The organism is Acetobacter orientalis (assembly GCF_000963965.1).
Taxonomy (GTDB): Bacteria; Pseudomonadota; Alphaproteobacteria; order Acetobacterales; family Acetobacteraceae; genus Acetobacter; species Acetobacter orientalis.
This window is the reverse complement of the sequence record NZ_BAMX01000024.1, coordinates 157,337-180,213: the sequence shown is the minus strand read 5'-3', so window position 1 is coordinate 180,213 and position 22,877 is coordinate 157,337. Positions and strand designations below refer to the sequence as shown.

Annotated in this window: 24 protein-coding genes; 8 read left to right on the top strand and 16 right to left on the bottom strand. The window is 51.0% G+C overall.

Features of this window, described 5'->3' with window-relative positions; translation table 11 throughout:
• Window positions 1-28: 28 nt before the first annotated feature.
• The 8 genes from Abor_RS10100 to Abor_RS10065 all read right to left on the bottom strand — a co-directional run bounded on the left by Abor_RS10100 (window position 29) and on the right by Abor_RS10065 (window position 7,630).
• Window positions 29-376, bottom strand: coding sequence for a DUF2849 domain-containing protein (locus Abor_RS10100; protein WP_048841746.1), 348 nt, complete (start codon window positions 374-376; stop codon window positions 29-31).
• 147 nt (window positions 377-523) lie between these two features.
• Entirely contained in the window at window positions 524-1,597 is a 1,074-nt protein-coding gene (locus Abor_RS10095) for a sulfate/molybdate ABC transporter ATP-binding protein (protein WP_048841745.1), read from the bottom strand.
• The gene (locus tag Abor_RS10090) at window positions 1,594-2,397 is read right to left on the bottom strand and encodes a sulfate ABC transporter permease subunit (protein WP_048841744.1); all 804 of its coding nucleotides are present in this window, start codon (window positions 2,395-2,397) and stop codon (window positions 1,594-1,596) included. The genes Abor_RS10095 and Abor_RS10090 overlap by 4 nt, the downstream gene beginning before the upstream one ends.
• The gene (cysT, locus tag Abor_RS10085; protein WP_048841743.1) at window positions 2,394-3,245 is read right to left on the bottom strand and encodes a sulfate ABC transporter permease subunit CysT; all 852 of its coding nucleotides are present in this window, start codon (window positions 3,243-3,245) and stop codon (window positions 2,394-2,396) included. Before cysT ends, Abor_RS10090 begins: the two co-directional genes overlap by 4 nt.
• Window positions 3,246-3,391: 146 nt before the next feature.
• The gene (gene cysC / locus Abor_RS10080) at window positions 3,392-5,272 is read right to left on the bottom strand and encodes an adenylyl-sulfate kinase (RefSeq protein ID WP_048841742.1); all 1,881 of its coding nucleotides are present in this window, start codon (window positions 5,270-5,272) and stop codon (window positions 3,392-3,394) included.
• A 26-nt stretch (window positions 5,273-5,298) separates the two neighbouring features.
• Window positions 5,299-6,093, bottom strand: a complete 795-nt coding sequence (cysD, locus tag Abor_RS10075; RefSeq protein WP_048841741.1) for a sulfate adenylyltransferase subunit CysD — start codon at window positions 6,091-6,093, stop codon at window positions 5,299-5,301.
• Between the two features lie 54 nt (window positions 6,094-6,147).
• The gene (locus tag Abor_RS10070) at window positions 6,148-6,834 is read right to left on the bottom strand and encodes a phosphoadenylyl-sulfate reductase (protein ID WP_048841740.1); all 687 of its coding nucleotides are present in this window, start codon (window positions 6,832-6,834) and stop codon (window positions 6,148-6,150) included.
• Window positions 6,835-7,348: 514 nt separating this feature from the next.
• Window positions 7,349-7,630: a putative hemolysin gene (locus Abor_RS10065; protein ID WP_084594487.1), complete on the bottom strand. Its 282-nt coding sequence runs from the start codon at window positions 7,628-7,630 to the stop codon at window positions 7,349-7,351.
• A 206-nt stretch (window positions 7,631-7,836) separates the two neighbouring features.
• Here Abor_RS10065 and bioB point away from each other — a divergent pair, with 206 nt between their 5' ends.
• The 4 genes from bioB to Abor_RS10045 are packed head-to-tail and all read left to right on the top strand — an operon-like array spanning window position 7,837 to window position 10,758.
• A complete protein-coding gene (gene bioB, locus Abor_RS10060; protein ID WP_048841738.1) occupies window positions 7,837-8,856 on the top strand; it encodes a biotin synthase BioB in 1,020 nt (339 codons plus the stop codon).
• 15 nt (window positions 8,857-8,871) lie between these two features.
• Window positions 8,872-9,507 (top strand): 7-carboxy-7-deazaguanine synthase, encoded by a 636-nt coding sequence (gene queE, locus Abor_RS10055; RefSeq protein ID WP_048841737.1) that lies wholly within the window; start codon window positions 8,872-8,874, stop codon window positions 9,505-9,507.
• Window positions 9,508-9,509: 2 nt separating this feature from the next.
• Window positions 9,510-10,241 carry a 7-cyano-7-deazaguanine synthase QueC gene (gene queC / locus Abor_RS10050; protein ID WP_048841736.1) on the top strand — a complete coding sequence of 244 codons (732 nt, stop codon included), beginning with the start codon at window positions 9,510-9,512 and terminating at the stop codon, window positions 10,239-10,241.
• A complete protein-coding gene (locus Abor_RS10045; RefSeq protein ID WP_048841735.1) occupies window positions 10,234-10,758 on the top strand; it encodes a 6-pyruvoyl trahydropterin synthase family protein in 525 nt (174 codons plus the stop codon). Before queC ends, Abor_RS10045 begins: the two co-directional genes overlap by 8 nt.
• Window positions 10,759-11,025: 267 nt before the next feature.
• Here Abor_RS10045 and Abor_RS10040 read toward each other — a convergent pair whose 3' ends face one another.
• On the bottom strand, window positions 11,026-12,522 hold the full coding sequence (locus Abor_RS10040) for a malate:quinone oxidoreductase (protein ID WP_048841734.1): 1,497 nt from the start codon (window positions 12,520-12,522) through the stop codon (window positions 11,026-11,028).
• 276 nt (window positions 12,523-12,798) lie between these two features.
• Here Abor_RS10040 and Abor_RS10035 point away from each other — a divergent pair, with 276 nt between their 5' ends.
• On the top strand, window positions 12,799-13,230 hold the full coding sequence (locus tag Abor_RS10035) for an OsmC family protein (protein ID WP_048841732.1): 432 nt from the start codon (window positions 12,799-12,801) through the stop codon (window positions 13,228-13,230).
• A 1-nt stretch (window position 13,231) separates the two neighbouring features.
• Here the strand turns inward: Abor_RS10035 and aroC are convergent, their stop codons facing one another.
• Window positions 13,232-14,305: a chorismate synthase gene (gene aroC, locus Abor_RS10030; RefSeq protein WP_048841731.1), complete on the bottom strand. Its 1,074-nt coding sequence runs from the start codon at window positions 14,303-14,305 to the stop codon at window positions 13,232-13,234.
• A 10-nt stretch (window positions 14,306-14,315) separates the two neighbouring features.
• Window positions 14,316-15,155: an enoyl-ACP reductase FabI gene (fabI, locus tag Abor_RS10025; RefSeq protein WP_048841730.1), complete on the bottom strand. Its 840-nt coding sequence runs from the start codon at window positions 15,153-15,155 to the stop codon at window positions 14,316-14,318.
• A gap of 286 nt (window positions 15,156-15,441) precedes the next feature.
• Between fabI and pdxH the strand changes: the two genes are divergently transcribed.
• From pdxH to Abor_RS10010, 3 genes are all read left to right on the top strand, one after another.
• Window positions 15,442-16,080, top strand: a complete 639-nt coding sequence (gene pdxH / locus Abor_RS10020; protein ID WP_048841729.1) for a pyridoxamine 5'-phosphate oxidase — start codon at window positions 15,442-15,444, stop codon at window positions 16,078-16,080.
• Window positions 16,081-16,120: 40 nt separating this feature from the next.
• Window positions 16,121-16,999: a universal stress protein gene (locus Abor_RS10015; protein WP_048841728.1), complete on the top strand. Its 879-nt coding sequence runs from the start codon at window positions 16,121-16,123 to the stop codon at window positions 16,997-16,999.
• A gap of 165 nt (window positions 17,000-17,164) precedes the next feature.
• Window positions 17,165-18,076 carry an alpha/beta hydrolase gene (locus Abor_RS10010; RefSeq protein WP_048841727.1) on the top strand — a complete coding sequence of 304 codons (912 nt, stop codon included), beginning with the start codon at window positions 17,165-17,167 and terminating at the stop codon, window positions 18,074-18,076.
• A 56-nt stretch (window positions 18,077-18,132) separates the two neighbouring features.
• On the opposite strand, the gene Abor_RS10005 is transcribed toward Abor_RS10010, so the two are convergent.
• The 5 genes from Abor_RS10005 to tmk are packed head-to-tail and all read right to left on the bottom strand — an operon-like array spanning window position 18,133 to window position 22,874.
• Window positions 18,133-18,924, bottom strand: coding sequence for an MBL fold metallo-hydrolase (locus Abor_RS10005; RefSeq protein WP_048841726.1), 792 nt, complete (start codon window positions 18,922-18,924; stop codon window positions 18,133-18,135).
• 18 nt (window positions 18,925-18,942) lie between these two features.
• On the bottom strand, window positions 18,943-19,743 hold the full coding sequence (locus Abor_RS10000; protein WP_048841725.1) for a TatD family hydrolase: 801 nt from the start codon (window positions 19,741-19,743) through the stop codon (window positions 18,943-18,945).
• 3 nt (window positions 19,744-19,746) lie between these two features.
• Window positions 19,747-21,285: a methionine--tRNA ligase gene (gene metG / locus Abor_RS09995; RefSeq protein ID WP_048841724.1), complete on the bottom strand. Its 1,539-nt coding sequence runs from the start codon at window positions 21,283-21,285 to the stop codon at window positions 19,747-19,749.
• The gene (locus Abor_RS09990) at window positions 21,282-22,229 is read right to left on the bottom strand and encodes a DNA polymerase III subunit delta' (RefSeq protein ID WP_048841723.1); all 948 of its coding nucleotides are present in this window, start codon (window positions 22,227-22,229) and stop codon (window positions 21,282-21,284) included. The genes metG and Abor_RS09990 overlap by 4 nt, the downstream gene beginning before the upstream one ends.
• A 6-nt stretch (window positions 22,230-22,235) precedes the next feature.
• Window positions 22,236-22,874, bottom strand: a complete 639-nt coding sequence (tmk, locus tag Abor_RS09985) for a dTMP kinase (RefSeq protein WP_048841722.1) — start codon at window positions 22,872-22,874, stop codon at window positions 22,236-22,238.
• Between the last annotated feature and the right edge of the window lie 3 nt (window positions 22,875-22,877).

Sequence of the window (22,877 nt, the reverse complement as noted above, 5' to 3'; positions counted from 1 at the left end):
TATGAGCTGGGGCGTAACAGCAAAAACATTAAACGGTAACGGCAGAGTCTGGTTTGTGCCACGTCGGTACAAATTCAGGGTGTACACTAGGGCCAGCAGCACGGATCTGTTCGCGGCTGGTGACGGGAGTTAGTATGCCTTGGGCATTTGCATGCACCTGCACACCATAAACCCCCACTAACTCCTGCTGTTGCGCAAGTGCTGCATGCTCAGCCAGCGCCGCTTCTATGTGGTCATTGGAGAAAATTTTTGCTCGGTCTAGCTGCAACTGCCACGAACCATCAGCAGCTAACCAAACAATGCGGCCATCTAGCAGACGATTGGCAGTCAATACGCTTTGCCCTTGCGCATCCCGGCGGCTATTCCTGCGATCCATTTCTTCCTTACCTCACCAGAATTACTTTTTACAAGCGTATTTACCCATAAACACACAGCACAATCAACTCTGAGAAATACAACGAATCACGATGGTGTGAATTTGGGAGAGATTTCTTACCCAACGTGCTTAAGCAAAAAACCACCATTAACGGCTTTGTAAACGCACACCATCGCGGAATAGCTTGCCGCGTTGAATCTCAAGTTCTGCGCAGGCTAGGCGCGTTTGCCCTTCTTCCTGTGTATTATAAATAAACACTGGCACCGTACGTTGGGGCAAATGGGCTGAATAATAGCAAAAACCCTGCCGCTTGCTATATAAGGCCAACTCCACTGCTTGCTCGTGGGCACCCTGACCTTGGCGCAAACCAATTTCAAATGGGCGGATCATCAGTTCGGCTGGGCCTGATTCTAATTTTTCAGAAACAGCACAGGGGGCTACGCCACGTTCGGACGGGGTAAAGACACCGTTTTTTATATGCCCAGAAAAGCTAACAACCTCTCCTAAAAACTGCATAACAAATGCCGTATTGGGCGCTTCGTCTAACGTTGCTGGTGATGCATCTTGCACAATACGCCCTTGCTGCATGACCACAATACGGTCTGCCACCTCAAGAGCTTCTTCCTGATCGTGCGTAACTAAAATGGTTGTTAAACCCAATTGATCATGCAAGGTGCGCAGCCATGTGCGGATAGCCCGGCGCACAATAGGGTCTAAAGCACCAAACGGTTCATCAAGTAACAAAACTCCGGGGCCTGTTGCTAAGGCCCGAGCCAAAGCAACCCGCTGCCGCTGCCCACCAGAAAGGCGTGCAGGGTAAGCTTTACCCATGCCCGACAGTTGCATCAGATCAAGTAAGTCTTGCACACGGGCCGTAATTTCAGCTTTTGTCGGGCGTTGCTCTCGTGGCAAAACGTCAAGGCCAAAGCTAATATTGCGGGCCACTGTCATATGCGGAAACAGGGCATAATTCTGAAAAACAAACCCTATTTTACCCGCGCGGTCATGCAGGTTTTCTAGCCTGTTTCCATCAAGATCTATTGTGCCACTGCTATAATGATCTAGGCCAGCAATGGCGCGCAGTAAGGTTGTTTTGCCTGCCCCTGATGGTCCAACCAAAGCAACAAACGCACCAGAAGGTACAGCCAACGTTACATCATCCAGCAAACGCCGCTCTGTTGCTGGTGCGTGCCGAACTAGGTTTTGTATTAAAATGCTCACTCTTGCACCTCTCGGTAGCGTGCCCATGCTGCCGGGGCAGAACGTAAAAATACTGCGGCCATAGCCATACAGGCCAGCAAAGCCGCCATGGTAAAGGCGGCAACTGTTTGGTAGCCGTTATAAAGGCTCTCGATATGTAAAGGCATGGTTTCTGTCAGGCCCGGAATATGCCCGGACACCACCGACACCGCCCCGAATTCTCCCATGGCGCGTGCTGTTGTGAGCAACACGCCAGAAAATAGGGCCACACGGGCATCTGGCAACGTAACACGCAGTAAAATTTGCCAAAACCCAGCGCCGGCCAATGCTGCAGCTTCTTCTGTGTCTCGCCCTTGATGCTCCATATAGGGCACTAAAGTACGCACAACATACGGGAGCGTTACAAACAATGTTGCCAGCATGATACCCGGCACAGCAAATGCAACATGAATGCCCGCACGCTCTAAAGCAGGCCCCCACCACCCTTGAGCACCAAAAAGCAAAAGCCACACTAAACCAGAAACAACCGGAGAAATGCTTAAAGGCAACTCAACCATCACAAGCAGTGCTGCCCGACCGGGAAAGCGATATTTTGTCAGCAACCAAGCGGCCAAAATGCCACATAGCGTGTTGAAGCACACCGCAACAACCGTAGTTTCCAACGTAAGCCAGATAGCCGCAATACCATCGGGGTCTTTTAAGGTAGCAAGTGACGCCAAGAGGCCGCTTTTAAGCGCTTCTGTCACGACCACAATCGGGGGCAACAAAAGCACAACTACGAGTAACACCCATGTTGCCCCCCATAATGCAATTTTTTTCATGGCATAGCGCCCCATGCAGAAAAGCGGCGCCGCAGCACCCCAATGCCAGCAAGGGCAGCGAGAGATATAACTAACAACACCAGAGCAATTGCTGTAGCGCCATCGTAATCGAACTCCTGCAACCTCACGACAATAAGCAGGGGCGCAATCTCACTTTTAAATGGCTGGTTGCCAGCAATAAAAATAACAGACCCATACTCCCCAACGCCACGTGCAAAAGCCAGCCCAAACCCGGTAATAAGGGGCGGGAGTAAAGGTGCCAGCACGACACGCGTTATTACTTGCCACGGCTTAGCCCCTAATAGTCTAGCGGCCTCTTCTTGCTCATGGGGCAGGGCTTTTAAAACGGGCTCCACAGTTCTTACTACAAACGGCAGGCCTACAAACATAAGGGCTATAATAATGCCCCATTGCGTATACGCGACAGAAACCCCCATTTTTGCCAGAGGGTAACCAAGCCAGCCTTGCGGGCTATAAAGTGTTGCAAGAGTAATGCCTGACACGGCTGTGGGCAGGGCAAAAGGGAGGTCTATAAGGGCATCTGCTATACGCTGGCCGGGCAAGTTGCCACGTACCAGCATCCACGCCAAAAAAAGCCCTATTGGCACATTTAACAAGGCCGCTACGGCTGCGCTAAAAAAGCTTGTCCAGAGGGCTGCAAACATACGTGTGTCATGCAGTTCAGCCAATACAGGGCCAACGCCATCCTGCCATGGGCGAATAATCAAAGCGCACAGGGGTAAGGCTATGAACAAACCAGTCCAAAGCAGTGTAACCACCAACGCCAGACGGTAGCCCGGCAGGGCTGAATCTCCCCCCCGCCAAAATGCAACACAGGCTCGCTTCATACTACGCTAACCCTTAAAAAATAGAGGCTATGGCGCCCCATAGCCTCTACAGTCTGCCAAAATCTGGCACAACAAGTCAGTAGCAAAAGATGGGGGTATTAAAGAAAAACCACCTTTTGCTTATTCACCGCACATAATATGCCGTTTTAGGACTGTTTACGGGCAGCCGCGGCTAAACTGACCTGCTGTTTGATGAACTCCGAAAGAGTTTCAATAGCCGTATCAACATTATTAACACTGGTTTTAAGGTGCAATGCAGGGGCCACGGGGGCCTCATAGGGCGCATCAATACCAGTGAAATTCGCTATTTTCCCTTGCCGTGCAGCAGCATAAAGCCCTTTTGGGTCTCGTTCTTCGCAGACAGCCAGATCAGCATCAACAAACACCTCCTCAAACCCATCACCAATAATTTGGCGTGCCAAATCACGGTCTGAGCGTAGGGGAGAAATAAGGGCAACCAGCACAACTTGCCCAGAATCTCTGAGAATACGGGCAACCTCAGCCGCACGGCGCACATTTTCTGTACGGTCTGCCTCCGAAAACCCAAGGTCTTTGCACAGGCCCGCACGCAACGTGTCTCCATCTAGCACACTCACATGCACACCTTGGTTAAACAGCTGAGTTTCAGCACCCCGTGCAACAGTACTTTTACCTGCGCCAGACAAGCCTGTAAGCCAGAAAACAGCCCCTCGGTGCCCTTGGGCACGGTCTCGCTGTGCGGCACTCACAAAACTAGCACTTGGGTGAATTGCTTTATCTTGCTCAGAGACCTCAGCCGCTCCGATAAGTGGGGCACCACCAACAATGCGTTGCAAGCGGTCAACCAACACGCCTCTGCCATCAGACGTACCGGGTGCAAACGCATCAAACTGTATTTTTTCGGACGCAGCGAGCGTAATTTCCGCAAAGCCCTCTGCAGGTACTTCCTCACCGGGGTGGGCTGTCAGGTTATCCAGATCCAACACCGTATCAATAGATACAACGGTTACGGCGTGTTCTGCTGTAGCAAGACGTAGCTTAAAGCTTTCGCCTACACGCAATGGCTCCTGACGCAGCCAGAAGAGACGGGTACGAATACGAGATGCCTCGACCGGCGGCGTATCTGGCAGATACAGAATATCCCCACGGTCAGGAATAACATCAGGCTCAAGCGTAACCGCAATAGATTGGCCTGCCACAGCAGAAATTTGGGGGGCTGTGTGCCAGCTTTCTAATGATGCAACGCGGGCAGGGGTCTTTTGTGCGCCAATAATAACCGTATCACCCACACGGATACGCCCGCGCTCAATACGCCCAGCAACATAGCGTTTATCGTCAAAGCGATACACGTCTTGCACTGGAAAGCGCAGTGGCAATTCAGTACGCACTTCTGGTGTGGGCACTTGCGCCAAGGCTTCTGTTAATGTTGGGCCTTTATACCAGGGCGTACGCTCAGAACGGGTGGCAATATTGTCTCCATCCCGTGCGGAGGCAGGCACAAACACAGCGGCTTTTAGGTCAAGCTTGGCCAAGAGTTCAGATACAGAATGCTCAACAGCCTCAATCTTCTGCTGGTCAAAGTCCAGAAGGTCTGCCTTGTTGAGCAACACTATGACGTGCCTAATGCCAATAAGGTGCAGCAACATAGCATGGCGGCGGGTCTGTTCGCGCGCACCTTCTGCCGCGTCTACCACCAACACAGCCGCTTCGGCATCGGCTGCACCGGTAATCATGTTACGCAAAAATTGGCGGTGTCCGGGGGCGTCAACAATCACAAATTCCCGTTGCCCCAAACGGAACGGAATGCGCGTTGAATCGACCGTTACACCTTGGTCGCGCTCGATTTGAAGAGAGTCGAGCAGAAAGCTCCACTCAATCTTCAAACCACGTTTTTTGGACGACTCAATAATCTGGGCAACTTTACCTTCCTGCAGGTTATCTGTGTCATGCAAAAGGCGCCCAATAAGCGTTGATTTACCGTGATCAACATGGCCAACAATCACGATTGGCGTTGAAGCGTCCAGTGAAGAGATATCGCTCTTAGTCATGGGGTATTATCCAATCCGCACAAAAATCAAAGATAACCAGCAACACGCAGACGCTCGAAAGCATCCTCAGATTCATGATCCATTGCGCGGCCTGCACGCTCTGAAGTGCGGGTCGTTTCCAGCTCTGCAATCACCTCAGCAACTGTCGCGGCATCGCTTTCCACTGGGTTGGTAATATCTTGATCGCCCAAAGAGCGATAGCGTTTGCCATTTTTTGAAAAATACAAATCAACAAGTGGAATACCTTCACGCTCGATATAGCGCCAGATATCAATTTCACGCCAAGAGAGCAGCGGATGCACACGAATATGCATTCCTTCCTCATGAGGAGCTGCATACTGATCCCAGAATTCTGGTGGCTGGTTACGGATATCCCATTTGTGGCTAGCGCCACGCGGGCTAAAAACACGCTCCTTAGCGCGTGTTCCTTGCTCATCACGCCGGATACCAGCAATAACACCTTGCAAGCGGTGTTTTTCAATCATAGCCGCAAGCCCCGCAGTTTTACGGGCGGCAGAACGTGCTGCGGGCGGCAGAGACGGGTCCATGTCTTCTACTGGGGGGCATTCCCCGAGTTGCAGGTCAAGGTTCCATTTTTTGGCGTATTCATCACGGAACTGATACATTTCAGGAAATTTTTTTCCTGTATCAACATGCATCACGGGAAAGGGCACACGGCCCATAAAGGCTTTTTTAGCCAACCAGACCATAACGTTTGAGTCTTTTCCCAAAGACCAAAGCATGGCCAAGGGCCGCAGCTTACGGTAGGCCTCGCGTAAGATAAAAACGCTTTGTGCTTCAAGTTGATCAAGATGATCCATGGTGTGATACAAACCTGTTTTTAAAAGACAAAAATAACGATACCGGCAAACCACTTAACCCACAGTGTGAATGCCACATTCAGTTTTGGCCAAACCGGCCCAGCGGCCAGAACGCGCATCTTGCCCTTCAGAAACAGGGCGTGTGCATGGCTCGCACCCAATAGACGGATAACCCTGCGCAACAAGCGGGTGAGCTGGTAGACCTCGGCGTTTTATTTCCTGCTCAACCTCTTCAGCAGACCATAGAGCCAAAGGGTTGAGACGCAATTGACCATCACTTTTAACCTCAACGACGGGCAGAGCAGTGCGCGTTGAGGCCTGCACACGCTTGCGGCCAGTCACTAAGGCACCATAGGGCAGGGTAGCTAGGTCTAGCGGCTCAACCTTGCGCAACTTGCAGCACGCATCTGGGTCAAAAGCCCACAACTCGCCAGTAGGGTCACGGTCTGCCACTTCAGAGGCAGCAGGCCTTACGTCCTGCACGTTGTTTAAGCCTAAAAAACGCGCAAGCTCGGCTCTATACGCAAGCGTTTGAGGGAAATGCTTACCCGTTTCCAGAAACAGCACAGGCATGTCCGGTGCGGCCTCAGCAACTATTGCCAGCAACAAGGCAGATTCTGCACCAAAGGAGGATAATGCAGCTACGCCACCGGGCAGCAGGCGCGCAGCCTCACGCAGCAAATGCACAGGATCTGCGCTACTGGCTTTTAAGTGCTCAATGATGCTTGCATCAACGGACATTTCTGACTTTCACGACTCAAACCGAACTTATTCTGCACCTCAATATAAGTGCATTTTCCGTAGTTCAAGATAATTAATTCATCATATTAGTGGAAATTGATCCCAACACTCCAAAAAACATCACTCTTTTCTGCGATTCATTTCCTGACATACCAAAAACGCATAACACCCACAAAAAACACCAGAGAAATACAACATATCAATTTCGTGAATAGTCAGATTACAAATATACACAACTAAGGCAGGGCCATTGCGGTCATGCAGCTTTCTCGTATCGGCGCACAGCAGCATATTGCTGCCATCAAGCTTTCCATATGCCTCTGACAATCAACAAAAAAACCGGAACATCACGATATATAATCACGCACGAGGCACAGTCTTCATTATACTACGCCACACGCATTCAGCCCCGACACTTCAATTAGTTGGCATAATATATCTTATAGGATTTTTATCTGTTCTGGAAAAAAGGGCGCAGTGCTTCTGCGCCCAGCCCAAACAGACTATAACTATATTATTGTACAGGTTTAGGATTATCGCGCCGAAACAGCGCCCATTCCTCCATGACCGTTCCATCTGGTAGATGGCAATAATTTACCTGCCCCTTTTGGTCATCATGGTGTATTTCAAGGGTTCCGCCCTTTTTAACACAATATAACGTAGCCGGGTTTGGCATGCGCAAAGGCCTTACGCGCTGGGTTGAGCGCTCTTCTGGCCTATGGCTACAGGCCGCAATGGTGCCAAGCAACGTGAGCGTTAACACCGTCTTTGTAAGGGTGGAGAAAGAGAAAGCCATAATTGCCTGTTCCTTTTTTCTGTCCCGCGATCAGATGCCACCGCAGCGCGTAGAGGCGCTCTAAAAGCCTACTATTCTTCTCTTGTAAGAGCAGCACCGTAACTTGTCACTCTCCTCGCACGCTCTACACTCTGGCGCCAGCGTAACAAAACAGGTATATTGCCTGACCCCTACCCAATACCCACAGAAAATTTGGTTGTATTTGCATGCCTGATGGTTCAGCCCCTGCCACCCGCCCTTCCTCCACTCCTGCTGTTCGCAACGACTGGAGCGTTGCCGAAATTCAGGCTTTGTTGGATCTACCGTTCCCTGAACTGATGTTTCGGGCGCAGGCAGTGCATCGGCTTACCTTCGACCCCACAGACATTCAAATCTCAACTCTTCTTTCTATTAAAACTGGCGGCTGCCCAGAAGACTGCGCGTATTGCCCACAAAGTGCACGCCATGAAGAAAGCGTAAAAGCTGACCGCCTTATGGCTGTCGAGAAGGTTTTGGAAGAAGCAAAAAAAGCCCGTGCAGCAGGTGCTAGTCGCTTTTGTATGGGGGCTGCTTGGCGCTCACCGAAAGACCACGACCTAGAAACCGTTTGCGCCATGGTAGAAGGCGTTAAAGGCCTTGGCATGGAAACATGCGTTACTTTGGGCATGCTAGATACCCAACAAGCCGAAAAACTTAAAACCGCTGGGCTAGACTACTACAACCATAACCTTGATACCTCGCCCGAATTTTATGGCGAGATTATTACCACACGCACATACCAAGACCGCTTAGATACCCTCTCGAACGTGCGTGATGCAGGTATTAATGTGTGTTGTGGCGGCATTGTCGGCATGGGCGAAAACGACACCGACCGCGCCGGGTTAATTGCAGCTTTGGCAACTCTACCTACACACCCAGAAAGTGTACCCATAAACCTACTGGTTAAAGTAAAGGGCACCCCTCTGGGCGATGCAGAAGACATAGACCCGCTTGATTTTGTGCGCATGATTGCTGTGGCCCGTATTACCATGCCCAAAAGCCGGGTAAGGCTGGCCGCTGGCCGCGAAAATATGAGTGATGAAACCCAGACACTCTGCTTTTTGGCGGGGGCCAATTCCATTTTCTATGGTGAACGCCTTCTGACAACCCCCAACCCACAAGCTCAGCGTGACCGCCAGCTTCTGGCCCGTTTAGGTATGCACACCACAGGTGTTGGCCTTGATACCGTAGAAACGGCTCAACTCTAACCGCCTTTAAACCGTATGACTTATTCCGTTAAAGAAATTTTCCTCACTTTGCAGGGCGAAGGCGGTCAGGCTGGGCGTGCTGCCGTTTTCTGCCGCTTTACCGGCTGCAACCTTTGGACAGGGCGTGAAGAAGACCGCGCAAAAGCGCTTTGCCAATTTTGCGATACAGATTTTATTGGCACAGACGGTGAAGGCGGCGGAAAATTTGAAACAGCCACGGCCCTCGCCGCTACTATTGCTGCGCAGTGGCCTGCTTCTGATGCCAACAACAAGCTTGTTGTTTTTACCGGTGGCGAACCACTTTTACAGCTTGACGACGCCCTTATTGATGCCATGCACCATAATGGCTTTTCTATAGCGGTGGAAAGCAACGGTACAGTTATAGCCCCAGTGGGTATTGACTGGCTATGCATTAGCCCCAAAGCTGGCACTGATTTTGTGCAACAACGCGGCATGGAGCTCAAACTCGTTTTTCCACAAAACGGGCTTGATCCGGCCAGCCTTGAACATCTCGATTTTAAAAAGTTCTGGTTACAACCCATGGATGGGCCAGAGCAAGAAGACAATATTCAGGCAGCTATCCGTTACTGCCTCCAACATCCTCAATGGGGCCTTTCGCTCCAGACACACAAACTCACTGGTATTCCGTAAGCATGCCATTACCAACACAAGCCCAAAACGAAGCCGCTTTGGTGCTTTTTTCTGGCGGGCAAGATTCAGCCACATGCCTAGCCTGGGCCCTTGCACGTTTTGGACGCGTTGAAACGCTTGGCTTTGACTATGGGCAACGCCACGCAATTGAACTTGCTTGCCGCGCAACCCTGCGCGCAGGCCTACAAGCACAAAACCGCACATGGTCTGATAGGCTGGGCATGGATCATACCCTCAACCTTGCCGCACTGGGTGAAATATCAGACACAGCTTTAACCAGTGAGGCCGAGATAGCCATGGCCGAAGGGGGGTTACCCAATACCTTTGTGCCGGGCCGCAACATTATTTTTCTTAATTTTGCAGCGGCTTTAGCTGCGCGCCGGGGTATTCGCCATATTGTAACCGGGGTGTGCGAAACAGACTACTCGGGCTACCCAGATTGCCGAGACGATACTATTAAAGCCGTTCAGGTTGCCCTCAACTTAGGCATGGAATCTCGCTTTGTTGTGCACACTCCTTTAATGTGGATTAATAAAGCAGAAACTTGGCAATTGGCAGAAGAGCTAGGTGGCCAAAAATTGGTCTCGCTCATTAACCAAGAAAGCCATACTTGCTATATGGGAGAGCGCGGCACCATGCACCCATGGGGCCACGGCTGCGGCCACTGCCCCGCATGCGACCTACGCCGCAATGGTTGGGAAGAATACCAAGCCAAGGTGACGCCCAATGCCTGAGCTTATTTTTACACGCCGCTTTTCTATGGGCCATCGCCTTATTCATGGCGCGAGCGAGACCTGCGCCCTACCCCATGGCCACAATGAATTTGTAAGTGTAAAACTTACTCCTACACGCCCTGCACCGCTTGACGGCATGGGCAATATGCCTGTTTCTTTTCAAAAAGCAAAAAGTACGTGGCATAAATTTGTAGATGAAAAACTAGACCACGCCTTACAGCTTGCACAAGATGACCCTCTCTTAATCTGGTTTCAGCATAACGAGCCAGAAAGAGCGAAGCGCATTGTTGTAACCCCCGGCGACCCAACAACTGAACTCATGGTTTGCCTCATGATGGCAAAACTCAGCGCTTTTCTACGTGCTGAGGGCGATGCGTTGCGCTGCATTGAAGTCTCTCTTCAGGAAACCCCTACAAACACTGTTAGTTTTACGGGCAACCCCAAAGATTTTTTACCCAGCCCACGCGCCCCTGAACAATGCTGGTGGCACCGCGCTGATATGTCTATTGCCGATTGAGAGTAAGTGTTCCCTACACGCAATAAAATTTCAATGAAGTAAAGTATTATGGGCTTGCTGGGAACAACGGTTAGTAATGCCCAGCGCCACTATAAACCCACATTTTTTCTTTTATAAAAATAGTTAAATACAGAAAATACTATTTTTAAATTTTAACATTAAAAAATATCTTTCCCAAACCACCGCGAGAAATATTGACCTCATAAACCACAATATCCCCACAGTCCGGTATAGGCATTTACATACTATACCGGGCTGTGGGGAGTTTTAATCTTTAAGTTTAAGAGCTTGAGTTGTCTTTTCCCTTAACTCTTTGCTTAAGGCTGCATTATTTGCCAATGTCTGACCATAGGATGGCACAATAGCTTTTAATTTAGCGTCCCATTCAAGCAGCTTGTCTGCAAAGCATTTTTTGAGCACGGTCAGCATAATAGGGGCCGCAGTAGATGCACCGGGTGATGCGCCAAGCAAAGCCGCAATGCTCCCGTCCTGACTGGCTACAACCTCTGTCCCGAACTGTAGAACACCGCCTTTTTTCGGGTCTTTCTTAATAATTTGCACGCGCTGGCCTGCCGTTACCAGTTCCCAATCTTCTGGTTTAGCATCTGGCACAAATTCACGTAGAGCGTTCATACGCTCATCGTTGGACTGCATAACCTGCTGGATAAGGTATTTGGTGAGGGGCCAGTTATCTCTGGCTACGGCCAACATAGCCCCAAGGTTGCCACCATTCACAGATTTAGGCAGATCCATTAACGACCCGTGCTTTAAAAACCGGGTTGAAAAACCTGCATATGGCCCAAACAGTAACGCCCGTTGCCCGTTAATAACGCGCGTATCAAGGTGCGGCACAGACATTGGCGGCGCACCGACAGACGCCTTACCGTAAACCTTAGCATGATGCTGGGCGATAATATCGGGGTTTTTGCACCGTAAAAACTGCCCACTGACAGGAAAACCACCTACCCCGCGTGATTCTGGAATACCACTTTTTTGTAGCAGTGAAAGCGCGCCGCCACCGCTCCCAATAAAAACAAAACGTGCCTTAACCATACGCTGCGTATTCAAGCGCAAATCTTGCACCAGCACATGCCAAAGACCGTCTTTGCCTTTGGTCACATCTAACACGTCATGCTTTGTATGCAGGGTGCTGGCGGGCGTGCTGGCAAGGTAGCCAAACAACAGGCGCGTTAACGCGCCGTAGTTCACATCTGTTCCATTAAGGCTACGGGTTACCGCCAGTTTTTGCCCTGCTGTACGGTTTTGCATAACCAGTGGCATCCATTGTGCCATCTGGGCTGGGTCTTCAGAGTATTCCATCCCTTCAAAAAGAGGGTGCGCACTCAAAGCCTCGTAGCGTTTGCGCAAAAACTCTGTATTTGCCTCACCCCAAACAAAGCTCATGTGGGGCACAGGCGTAATAAAGTCGCGTGGGTTCGCAATTAGCCCGGCCTCTACAAGGTAGCTCCAGAACTGGCGTGAAATCTGAAATGCCTCGTTAACCGCCACAGCCTTGCTAATGTCCACGCTGCCATCGGCCTGCTGTGGCGTATAGTTTAACTCACAAAGGGCAGAATGGCCTGTGCCAGCATTGTTCCACGCATCCGAACTTTCTTCTGCAACATTATCAAGCCGCTCAAAGGTACTAATGCTCCAGTCTGGCTGAAGCTGCCTGAGCAAAACCCCTAAAGTGGCGCTCATCACGCCACCGCCTATCAGGACGACATCAACAGAAGAAGCGGTATCGGTCGTGGTGGAACTCATTGTGGTCTCCGAATATTCAACCCTGCCCTTTTGCTCAGACATAAAGTGGGCTGGCTTATGCAAGCAATGCCCCGCTTCATGCCTGCATGCAAGATGGAGAGAGCCAGAACAACTGCATGCAGATACAGAAGACCTTATGGCACAGCATGTGGCGCAGCACTTCTCATCTCTCCGAGAGCGTAGCTGCAATGCGTTTTATTCTTGGCAGTGAACCCCTACAGTTTATAGGCGTTTAACAAGCACCCTCAGCCACCACACAATAAAGAGGACAACCCTATGAGCATTCAAAAATATGGTTCAGCCCATTGGACAGGCACAATTAAAGAAGGGAAAGGCACAGTTTCTACCCAAAGCAAGGTACTTGTTGACCAACCTTATGGCTTCAACACACGCTTTGAGGGGAAACCCGGCACCAACCCAGAAGAACTGCTGGGGGCAGCCCATGCAGCCTGTTTTTCAATGGCGCTTTCTCTCATTTTAGGAGAAGCCGGGCTAACTGCAAAAAATATTGATACGAAAGCCGTTGTCAGCCTAGACAAAACAGATGCCGGGTTTGAGATCAGCTCTGTTGCGCTGACACTAAAAGCTGAAATTCCCGGCGCATCTGCCGAGCAGTTTCAAGATCTGGCCAATAAAGCAAAGACGGGTTGCCCCGTCTCTAAACTCTTTAACACGACAATTACACTTGATGCAGAATTAGTAGGGTAAACTAACCAACCTGCCCTCTGTGCCGCAAAAGATGGTCTGCTAAAACGCAGGCCATCATGGCTTCACCCACAGGTACAGCCCGGATACCCACACAGGGGTCATGCCGCCCTTTAGTGATAACGTCTTTTTCCTGACCATCTCGTGTCACAGATGGCACTGGCGTTAACATGGAACTGGTTGGTTTAACCGCAAAACGCGCCACAATAGGCTGCCCGCTAGAAATACCCCCCAAAATACCACCAGCATGATTGGCGCCAAAAGCAATATGACCGCTACCGTCCATACGCAATGGGTCAGCATTTTCAACGCCCGTTAGTGCGGCTGAGGCAAAACCATCGCCTATTTCCACCCCTTTAACAGCGTTAATGCTCATTAACGCTGCGGCAAGGTCGGAATCGAGTTTGCCATAAATAGGGGCGCCTAACCCTGCAGGTACGTTTTCTGCCACCAGTTCAATAACAGCCCCTATTGAAAGACCATCCTTACGAATGGCGGCCAGATATTCTTCCCACACAGGTACGCTTTGCGCATCTGGGCAAAAAAAGGCGTTACGCTCCACCTCTGCCCAATCCCAACGGGTACGGTCAATTTTATGTGGGCCTAGTTGTACCAGTGCGCCCCGAATACGCACAGACTCACCAAGCACGCGCCGCGCAATGGCACCCGCCGCCACACGGCATGCCGTTTCACGCGCAGAGGAACGCCCTCCGCCGCGGTAGTCCCTAATGCCATATTTCAGGTCGTAGGTTAGGTCAGCATGCCCAGGGCGGTAAGTCTGGGCAATATCGCCATAATCCCGCGAGCGCTGGTCTGTATTTTCAATCAGCAGAGAGATAGGCGTGCCTGTTGTCTGCCCCTCAAACACACCGGAGAGAATGCGAACAGCATCTGGTTCCTTACGCTGCGTGGTAAAGGCAGATTGGCCTGGCCGCCGCTTATCCAAAAACGGCTGAATATCAGCCTCAGTCAAAGCCAAACGTGGGGGGCAGCCATCAACCACACAGCCAATGGCTGGGCCGTGGCTTTCACCCCATGTTGTAACGCGAAATAAATGACCAAAGCTGTTGTAAGACACGATGCTTCCCTTATTCCCCGACGACGGAAATATCAGGGGCAGTTGGGTTTTTCATGCCAACCATGTGGTAACCACTATCAACATGGTGCACTTCACCCGTAACGCCAGAAGACAGGTCAGAGAGCATATAAAGCCCTGCACCACCAACCTCTTCTAAAGCAACGTTACGCTCTAGCGGCGCGTTGTATTGGTTCCACTTCAGAATATAACGGAAGTCCCCAATGCCACTGGCAGCCAGTGTTTTAATAGGCCCTGCGGAAATTGCATTGACGCGAATGGCATCTTTACCAAGGTCGGCCGCCATATACCTTACAGATGCTTCCAGCGCCGCTTTAGCAACACCCATTACGTTGTAGTGGGGCATAACACGCTCTGCACCAAGGTAGCTTAGGGTAAGCAGAGAGCCGCCTTTTTTCATCAGCTTAGCTGCACGCTGTGCCACAGCCGTAAAGGAGTAGCAGGAAATATCGAGTGCCGTCAGAAACGCATCACGCGGGGTGTCAACATAACGGCCACGGAGGTATTTTTTATCTGCCCAGCCAATGGCGTGCACAACAAAGTCAAGCTCGCCCCATTCTTGCTCAAGCCGGTCAAACGTGGCGTCAATTGCGGCATCATCGGTTACGTCACAGGGCAGAACCAAAGAGGAACCAACGCTTTCGGCCAACGGCTGCACTCGCTTACCCAGTGCCTCACCTTGGTATGTAAACGCCAACTCACCACCCTGTGCGGCAACAGCACTGGCAATACCCCAAGCAATAGAGCGGTCATTGGCAACACCCATTACCAAACCTTTTTTGCCCTGCATGAGTGTTCCCCGGGCGGGCAATGTGGTGTCATGAGAAGACATGCTGCTAACCTCGACCTATTATATTTGTACACAAACAAGAAGCGTATACGCACTTTAGAGGGTTGGTCGCATACCAGCGCGCTAGAAACAAGACCTTGCCCTGCATAGCCGCCTAAAAGGCCCATTTTTCTGACCAACGGTAACCATTTACGCACATTTTGCCTGCCCTGCCAGACAATTATACCATAGCCCAACGCAACCTCTCCCCTCCCTGCGTTGTTAGAAGTATGCTGTAAAAGTAACTGGTAGCCTTGGTTCGCTCCCCAGACGTTAGAAAGAAAAAAGCATGACAGACCACTCTTCCGCTCACATGCACGAAATGGCACAAAATGAAACACTAATTGATCTGGCCGCAGATCCGTTTGTGCTGTTTGCGGAGTGGATGCATGAAGCTGAAAAAAGCGAGCCCTCCGACCCTAACTCAATGACCCTTGCCACGAGCACACCAGACGGCCACCCCTCTGCTCGTATTGTTCTTCTTAAAGGGGCAGACCGGCGCGGGTTTGTTTTTTACACCAACCAACAGAGCCGCAAAGGCGATGAACTCGCCGAAAACCCAAACGTTGCTCTACTTTTTCATTGGAAAAGCCTGCGCCGCCAAATCCGGATTGAAGGGGCCGTTACCCCGGTAACGCCGCAAGAAGCAGACGCTTATTTTGCGAGTCGAAGCCGTATTTCCAGATTAGGGGCCATTGCTTCTGACCAGTCTCGCCCTTTGGCAGACCGTGCCCTATTTGAAGCCCGTGTGAAAGAGGCCGAAACTCTTTACGCACACACAGATATTCCACGCCCCGATAATTGGTCTGGTTACCGCGTAACCCCCAGAGCTTTTGAGTTTTGGCAAGAGCGCCCCTACAGGCTGCACGACCGCGCACGCTGGGTTTTACAAGCTGGTATGTGGTCTACCACACGGCTCTACCCCTAATCATTATGGCAATACACACTGAAAGCAGGGAGAAAATACTATGAAAGACGTAAGAAAAATTCTGCTTCCCTTGCCTAGCGTTTCAAATGGTGAGGCCGCATTAACGCGTGGTTACAATTTTGCACGGCGCTTTGGTGCACACCTAGCGGTGCTGCATGTGCGCCCAGATGGCCGAGACATAGCCCCCATGGCCGGAGAGGGCCTGTCTGGCGCTATGGTAGAAGACCTTATGCGCTCTGCCGAGCATGAAAGCTCACGCCATGCCCACGAAGTGCGGCAGCTTTTCGAGCGTTTTGCCGCCACCCACCCTGATATTGAAGTTGTACCCCCGCGCCCGCCTTTCCCGTGGGACAAACCAAGCATGAGCTTTAACATTCTCTCTGGCGCAGAAAGTGAAATTGTACCGGCCCACGCACGGCTTTCAGACTTTACACTGGTACCCCACCCAGATTCCGGACAAGAGGTCTCCTCTTCCGAAACGCTGCATGCCGTGTTGTTCGATAGTGGCCGCCCTGTTGTTATGGCGCCCCGCACCCCGCCTAAAGGGCTTATTAAACGGGTTTGTATTGGCTGGAACGGTACCGCAGAGTCTTCATCTGCGTTACGTGGGGCGCTTGCTTGGGCCTTAACGGCAGAAGCGGTACGCGTACTACACTGCGAAGACTACCAACGCCGCGGCCCCAAAGCACGCGATGTGGTTGATTACCTCTCTTTCCACGGTATCAAAGCCGATGCTGTTGCCTTTAGCCCGGTTGATAGAGACGTAGGCAAAGGCTTACTAGCCGCCTGCCAAGACTTTGATGCCGATATGCTGGCCATGGGCGCTTATTCCCACTCACGCTTGCGTCAGCTTATTTTAGGTGGCGTTACCAGGTATGTGCTGGAACATGCTGACCTAACCGTACTTATGAGCCGCTAATATACAACCAAAGAGGCGCCACAATTTTGAGTGCGCCTCTTTGGTTAAAAAGGTTCGTTTATTGCAATCAAACATTTTTAAACGCTGTATATTTTTAAATTTATTTCAATATTTCTGTTTTTATAGTGAGAGCTAATCTTTTAGCCGCAAAAAAGCAGGTATTTCATGCGTATTCTCGAAAAAAGCCCCTGTGCTTTTCTCTCAAACTGCGAGATATGGCGCGTCCGCCCCGACACAATTGATACAGAATTACAAATTTTTATTGTTGGCCCTGAAGGGTCATGGCCTGAAGAAACACGCTTTGGCGTAACATTTGCAACCGATGCAGAACAATTCGGGAACATGGTACCTAATATGGTGCGCACTCTCACCACTTTTGGAGATGTTTATCCGTCTTACACGGTAAGCATTGGTTATGCGCCGACCAGTGCACAGGCCTACAGTGTGCAAAGAACGCGCGACCTTACTCCAACAGAATGGCCTGCTTACTCCGCTTTTTTTACAGAAGCACTCAACGAACCAACCGTGCTACCAACAGGCAAGGCACTCGATTTTCTTAACTTTATTATTGATGAACTACAGCCTGAACTAAACGCTGCCTACCCTATCAACCTACAAGACAGCACCTTGGTCGGGCACGATTTGGGCGGCCTGTTTACTCTTTTTGCTTTTCTGAACCGGCCTGAAGCGTTTCAAAATTACCTTGCCATTAGCCCTGCCCTGTGGTGGGCCGAGAGCGCTCTTATTAATCTAGCGCAAGATACCACTGCCAGCACGCTAAGCCCAAAAAGCAAGCTTTACCTGTGCGCAGGTGCGCTAGAGGCCCAGCACCCAACAAAATCCTTGGTATCTGCCCTTCCCGAAGATTTACAGGCTAAACTACCACAAGGTATTTTACGCCCTGATATTGCAGGCCATATACACCGCTTGGAAGCAGCTCTGGCACCATGGAAAACGCAAGGCCTAACCCTGCACACCGCCACCATTCCTAACGAGACTCAAGGCTCTGTTATTGGCTCTGGCCTAAGCCAAGGCTTGCGGGCCCTAAACTCGTTGACCGAGATATATGGGGGTTAAACTGAAGCAGTATAAAAGCCTGGAAAAGCAGCATCTTAGAACTATTTTTAACGCTATTATTCTGGCACAGTAATGGTCATACCATCCCACGCAGGTTCAACACCTGCTGGGAGCGTGTTGCACAACGTCTGCCAATCCATATCTGGCCCCATATGGGTCAGAATAATACGGCGGGGGTTTAAAAGCTGTTTCCACTCCAGAACGCGCTCAAGCCACGCATGGGCACAATGCGGTTCATGTTGGAAACAATCAACCACCCATGTTTCTATACCAGCCAATGCAGCAAGAGCATGTGCGTCTAGCTCAACGACATCTGTGCTATATGCAAAGCTACCATAGCGCAGGCCCGTTGACTGACCCCGCCCATGCCCTTGCTGAAATGCGGTGAAATTATACCCTGCCATCTCAAAATCTTGGTTTGGTGCAATAGAGACAGCCTCAACCGCAGCACGGAAAAAATTAGTGCCTGTCATGGGTTGAAAAATATAGTCAAAACGCGTTTTGACTTCTTCTAACACAACAGCGCGCCCATAAGCTGCAATAGGCGCTTTTATAATACGGTTAACAGCCCGTACTTCATCTAACCCTGCAATATGGTCTGCGTGGGCATGTGTGTAAAAAATCGATTTAAACGCAGTAATGCCGTTTGAAAGTAACTGGGCACGAATATCTGGCCCGGTATCGACCAAAATATTCTCACCATTTTCCATTTCCAAAAAAATAGAAGCCCGGCTACGCTTATTTTTAGGTTCAGTGGGGTCACAACGCCCCCAAGCGCCGTAGCCGTCTTGGCCGCCCACCATAGGCACGCCAGCAGAGCCACCACACCCGAGAATTGTAACCTTCATACTCACCCCACGCCGTCTTTAGGCTGCCTTTTTAAACAGACGGAAAAAATTCTCCGTTGTCATTTGGGTAAACTGCTCAAGCGGCTCCTCTAGCTCTTGCGCAAGGCACGCAGCTGTATAAGCCACAAAGGCAGGTTCATTTTTTTTGCCACGTTTAGGAACAGGGGCAAGATAGGGCGCATCAGTTTCAACTAAAATGCGCTCACGCGGTAGTTTGCGCGCCACGTCTCGATACTCACCACATTTTGGGAATGTTGAAATACCAGAGAAACTGACATAGCCCCCCAAATCTACAACACATTGCGCCAAGGCCTCGCTTGAGGCAAAGCAATGCAACAAAATGGGAAACGCGCCTTTCGCCATTTCGTCACGCAAGACCAGTGCCATATCCTCATCCGCCTGACGGGAATGAATAATAACCGGCACATCAAGCTCTCTAGCCGCAGCAATATGCAGCCTAAAGCTTTCTTGCTGTAGGGGCCTTACCTCAGCCTCACCATGGAAATAATCTAGCCCGGTTTCCCCAATCCCAACCACTTCTGGGACCCGCGCAATATCAAGAATATGCTGCACAGAGGGCAAAGGCTGCTCTGCAACATGGTCTGGATGCGTGCCGACTGTGCACCACACAGTAAGCTCTGGGTCAGAAAAACGGGTTAAGGCCTTTTGTTGCTCTGCCCGCGCAAGCCGTGTGCCAATTGTTACCATACCACCCACCCCGGCAGCCTTTGCGGCTGCCATTAAAGCGGGAATTTCTTCATCACTAAAATGATCAAGATGGCAGTGCGAATCAATCAGCTTAGTCGTTACACGTGTCATAACTTACTCAGGCGCCTGCTCTACATACCGTGGAAAAATACCCTGAGGTGCGGGCAAGGTACGGCCTGCGGGCAAAATAACGTCAAGTGCGGCAAAGCTACGCTCTGCTGCCTCAACACCAAGTTGGGTTAGCATACGGTCCATGCTTTGTGGCATAAAGGGCTGTAGCACCGTAGCAATGCCGCGCAATGTGTCTAGCAACACACGCAGCACGTCTTTCATGCGCTCAACATCTGTTTTGCGCAGAGCCCAAGGGGCTTGGTGGTCAATATAGGCGTTACCGGCCCGGATTACTTTCCACACATCTTCTAGTGCGTCCGTCAATGCGCAGCGCTCAATTTGTGAGGCCATTAAGTTGGGTAGCACAGCCACCTGCCCCAATAGCTTGCTGTCTTCTTCAGTTAGCTCTCTGCGCTCTGGTACAATGCCGTCACAGTTGCGGGCCACCAAAGACAGTGTGCGCTGGCACAAATTACCAAGGTCATTTGCAAGCTCCACATTATTACGCATAATCAGAGACTTGCGAGAAAGGTCGCTATCACCGCCAAAGGGTACTTCACGCAGCAAGAAGAACCTTACTGCATCAAGGCCAAACTCTTGCACCAAGTCACGCGGGTCAATTACGTTGCCCAAAGACTTGCTCATTTTCTCGCCTTCGACTGTCCACCAGCCATTGGCAAAAACTTTACGAGGCACCTCAAGCCCGGCCGCCATCAAAAAGGCGGGCCAATAAACGGCATGGAAACGTGCAATATCCTTACCGACCAAATGCAGGTTTGCTGGCCAAAAAGCCGCACGAGGCGCATCTGTATCCGGGTAGTCTAACGCGCTTAAGTAGTTTGCCAGCGCATCAAACCACACATACATAACATGTGCGTCGTCGCCCGGTACGGGAATGCCCCACTTAAAGCTTGTACGGCTAACAGAGAGGTCGCGTAGGCCTTGCTTTACAAAACTGACAAGTTCACGGTTTGCACTGTTGGGCCCCAAAAACTCAGGGTGTGTTTCGTACAATTCCAATAGTTTGTCTTGGTAGTCAGACAAACGGAAGAAGTAGGAAGGCTCCTTTACCCATTCGACCGGGGCACCCGTTGGAGCGCGTTTTGTGCCATCTGGGCCAGCAACAAGCTCGTCTTCAGAGTAAAAACACTCATCGCGTAGGGCATACCAGCCTTCGTATGCACCAAGGTAAATAGCGCCACTGTCTGCCACTTTTTGCCACAGCGCCTGTGCACTTTTTATGTGACGAGGCTCTGTTGTGCGAATAAAATCATCATAAGAAATGGCCATTGCATCGGCCATATCGCGAAAATTAGCTGAAATAGCGTCTACAAACTCTTTGGGGGCCACATCAGCAGCTTGTGCAGCTTGTTCAACCTTTTGGCCGTGCTCGTCTGTACCGGTCAAAAAGAAAACATCATGCCCAGACAGACGGTGAAAACGCGCCACCACGTCTGCCGCGATAGAGGTATAAGCATGCCCAATATGGGGCGCGCCATTCACGTAATAAATGGGGGTGGTAACGTAAAAACGTGCGGTCATGCTTTACTCGCAATAGTCATGGCTTCGAGAAGAGTTTCCTGTTTATCCAGATTGAAGCGTTCCGTCTCTGCCTGAAGGCGCATTATTGCCTCCCACGCTTGTGCAAAAACAACCGACACTCCAAGCCCTTGCCGGGCAGCCCCACGGGCACGCTCCTGCAACGCGTCTGATAACAGGCTGAAAAATAAATTAAAACCTTCATCCTTGCGCAAAACAGCTTCTGCCGTTGCGTAAGATTGGCTTACAGATTGCCCGGCCAAAACTTTTTCAACAAGGCCTGCCATACGGCCACCTTCGTCTGCCAAGAGCGCGAATGCTCGCCCGGCAGAGCCATTGGCACCAGCAAGGCAACGCTGCAACTCTGCCGGGTCAAGGTCTGGTGCAGCCCCCATAACAATGGACTGCACGCACGCAGAAGGGAGCGGTGCCAAGTCTAACCGGCGGCAACGGCTACGTATTGTTGGCAACAACCGCCCCGGTGCCGAGCTTGTTAAAAGCAGCACAGCCTCTGGCGGCGGCTCTTCCAGAATTTTAAGAAGAGCGTTGGCTGCACTTCTGTTCAGCCATTCTGCGCCATCAACAATAACAACCCGCCAGCCGCCTTCTGCTGCCGTGCGTCGCAAAAAAGCGTTAATGGGCCGTACGTCGTCAGCCACAATTTCACCACGGTAGCGCTGCTTTTTTTCATCAAAACCCCGGCCAACCACCAAAAGGTCTGCGTGGGTTGCGGCCGTAATACGCCGCCCTGCCGGGCTTTGGGGGGCTTCTCCACCCAAAATTATACGGGCTACCCGAAACGCAAAGGTTGCTTTACCTATGCCCGGTGGCCCGGTTATGAGCCACGCATGCGCCAAGCGCCCAGTCGCCAACCCAGTACGAAACACATCTAACGCTTGCACGTGCCCTTGCAGAGCAAGAGAGGCAATACGGGGGTCTTCGTACATCCCTCTTCAGCCTAGCTGAAGGTGAGCGCAAATATCTTTTACAATCACGCTGTTCACCTCTTCAGGTGAGGCGCCATGCGCGACAATACGCCGTATCCGGTGTGGGTGTTGCTCAGCTAATGTTGCAAAGCCGTGCAGCATACGGGCATGAAATGCCTCGTCAGATTGTTCGTACCTATCTGTTGGCGCACCGCGCGCAGCAAGCCTTAGGCGGGCAACATCACGCGGCGCTTCAAGCAGAAAGGTCATATCTGGGTCTCGGCCAAGCTCTTTTTGCAGGGTGTTGATCAGACGCAGTACATCTGGCCGCCCATCTGCCCGTCCATACCCCTGATACGCTAATGTTGAATCTGTAAAACGATCACAAATTACAATTTTACCCGCATCAAGGGCCGGGTTAATTACTTGGTCAACATGGTCATAACGCGCGGCAAAATGGGTTAAAATCTCCGCCCGCCATGAAAGGGGGTTTTTACCAAACAGTAAAACCTGCCGTAGGTCTTCTGCACCGGGTGAGCCACCCGGCTCACGCGTTATCACCACATCTAGCCCGCGGGAAAGCAACGCAGCCTGTAACAGCCTGAGTTGTGTTGATTTACCAACGCCCTCTCCGCCTTCCAGCGTTATAAACAAACCTTTAGCCATGGC

Excerpts from the sequence above, each read along its gene's own strand:
- pdxH (WP_048841729.1), top strand. The coding sequence starts at position 15,442 with ATGACAGACCACTCTTCCGCTCACATGCACGAAATGGCACAAAATGAA.
- cysC (WP_048841742.1), bottom strand. The coding sequence starts at position 5,272 with ATGACTAAGAGCGATATCTCTTCACTGGACGCTTCAACGCCAATCGTG.
- bioB (WP_048841738.1), top strand. The coding sequence starts at position 7,837 with ATGCCTGATGGTTCAGCCCCTGCCACCCGCCCTTCCTCCACTCCTGCT.
- Abor_RS10040 (WP_048841734.1), bottom strand. The coding sequence starts at position 12,522 with ATGAGTTCCACCACGACCGATACCGCTTCTTCTGTTGATGTCGTCCTG.
- cysT (WP_048841743.1), bottom strand. The coding sequence starts at position 3,245 with ATGAAGCGAGCCTGTGTTGCATTTTGGCGGGGGGGAGATTCAGCCCTG.
- Abor_RS10010 (WP_048841727.1), top strand. The coding sequence starts at position 17,165 with ATGCGTATTCTCGAAAAAAGCCCCTGTGCTTTTCTCTCAAACTGCGAG.
- Abor_RS10070 (WP_048841740.1), bottom strand. The coding sequence starts at position 6,834 with ATGTCCGTTGATGCAAGCATCATTGAGCACTTAAAAGCCAGTAGCGCA.
- fabI (WP_048841730.1), bottom strand. The coding sequence starts at position 15,155 with ATGTCTTCTCATGACACCACATTGCCCGCCCGGGGAACACTCATGCAG.
- Abor_RS10090 (WP_048841744.1), bottom strand. The coding sequence starts at position 2,397 with ATGAAAAAAATTGCATTATGGGGGGCAACATGGGTGTTACTCGTAGTT.
- Abor_RS10035 (WP_048841732.1), top strand. The coding sequence starts at position 12,799 with ATGAGCATTCAAAAATATGGTTCAGCCCATTGGACAGGCACAATTAAA.
- queE (WP_048841737.1), top strand. The coding sequence starts at position 8,872 with ATGACTTATTCCGTTAAAGAAATTTTCCTCACTTTGCAGGGCGAAGGC.
- Abor_RS10100 (WP_048841746.1), bottom strand. The coding sequence starts at position 376 with ATGGATCGCAGGAATAGCCGCCGGGATGCGCAAGGGCAAAGCGTATTG.
- queC (WP_048841736.1), top strand. The coding sequence starts at position 9,510 with ATGCCATTACCAACACAAGCCCAAAACGAAGCCGCTTTGGTGCTTTTT.
- cysD (WP_048841741.1), bottom strand. The coding sequence starts at position 6,093 with ATGGATCATCTTGATCAACTTGAAGCACAAAGCGTTTTTATCTTACGC.
- Abor_RS10015 (WP_048841728.1), top strand. The coding sequence starts at position 16,121 with ATGAAAGACGTAAGAAAAATTCTGCTTCCCTTGCCTAGCGTTTCAAAT.
- Abor_RS10045 (WP_048841735.1), top strand. The coding sequence starts at position 10,234 with ATGCCTGAGCTTATTTTTACACGCCGCTTTTCTATGGGCCATCGCCTT.
- Abor_RS10065 (WP_084594487.1), bottom strand. The coding sequence starts at position 7,630 with ATGGCTTTCTCTTTCTCCACCCTTACAAAGACGGTGTTAACGCTCACG.
- Abor_RS09990 (WP_048841723.1), bottom strand. The coding sequence starts at position 22,229 with ATGTACGAAGACCCCCGTATTGCCTCTCTTGCTCTGCAAGGGCACGTG.
- Abor_RS10000 (WP_048841725.1), bottom strand. The coding sequence starts at position 19,743 with ATGACACGTGTAACGACTAAGCTGATTGATTCGCACTGCCATCTTGAT.
- tmk (WP_048841722.1), bottom strand. The coding sequence starts at position 22,874 with ATGGCTAAAGGTTTGTTTATAACGCTGGAAGGCGGAGAGGGCGTTGGT.
- Abor_RS10005 (WP_048841726.1), bottom strand. The coding sequence starts at position 18,924 with ATGAAGGTTACAATTCTCGGGTGTGGTGGCTCTGCTGGCGTGCCTATG.
- metG (WP_048841724.1), bottom strand. The coding sequence starts at position 21,285 with ATGACCGCACGTTTTTACGTTACCACCCCCATTTATTACGTGAATGGC.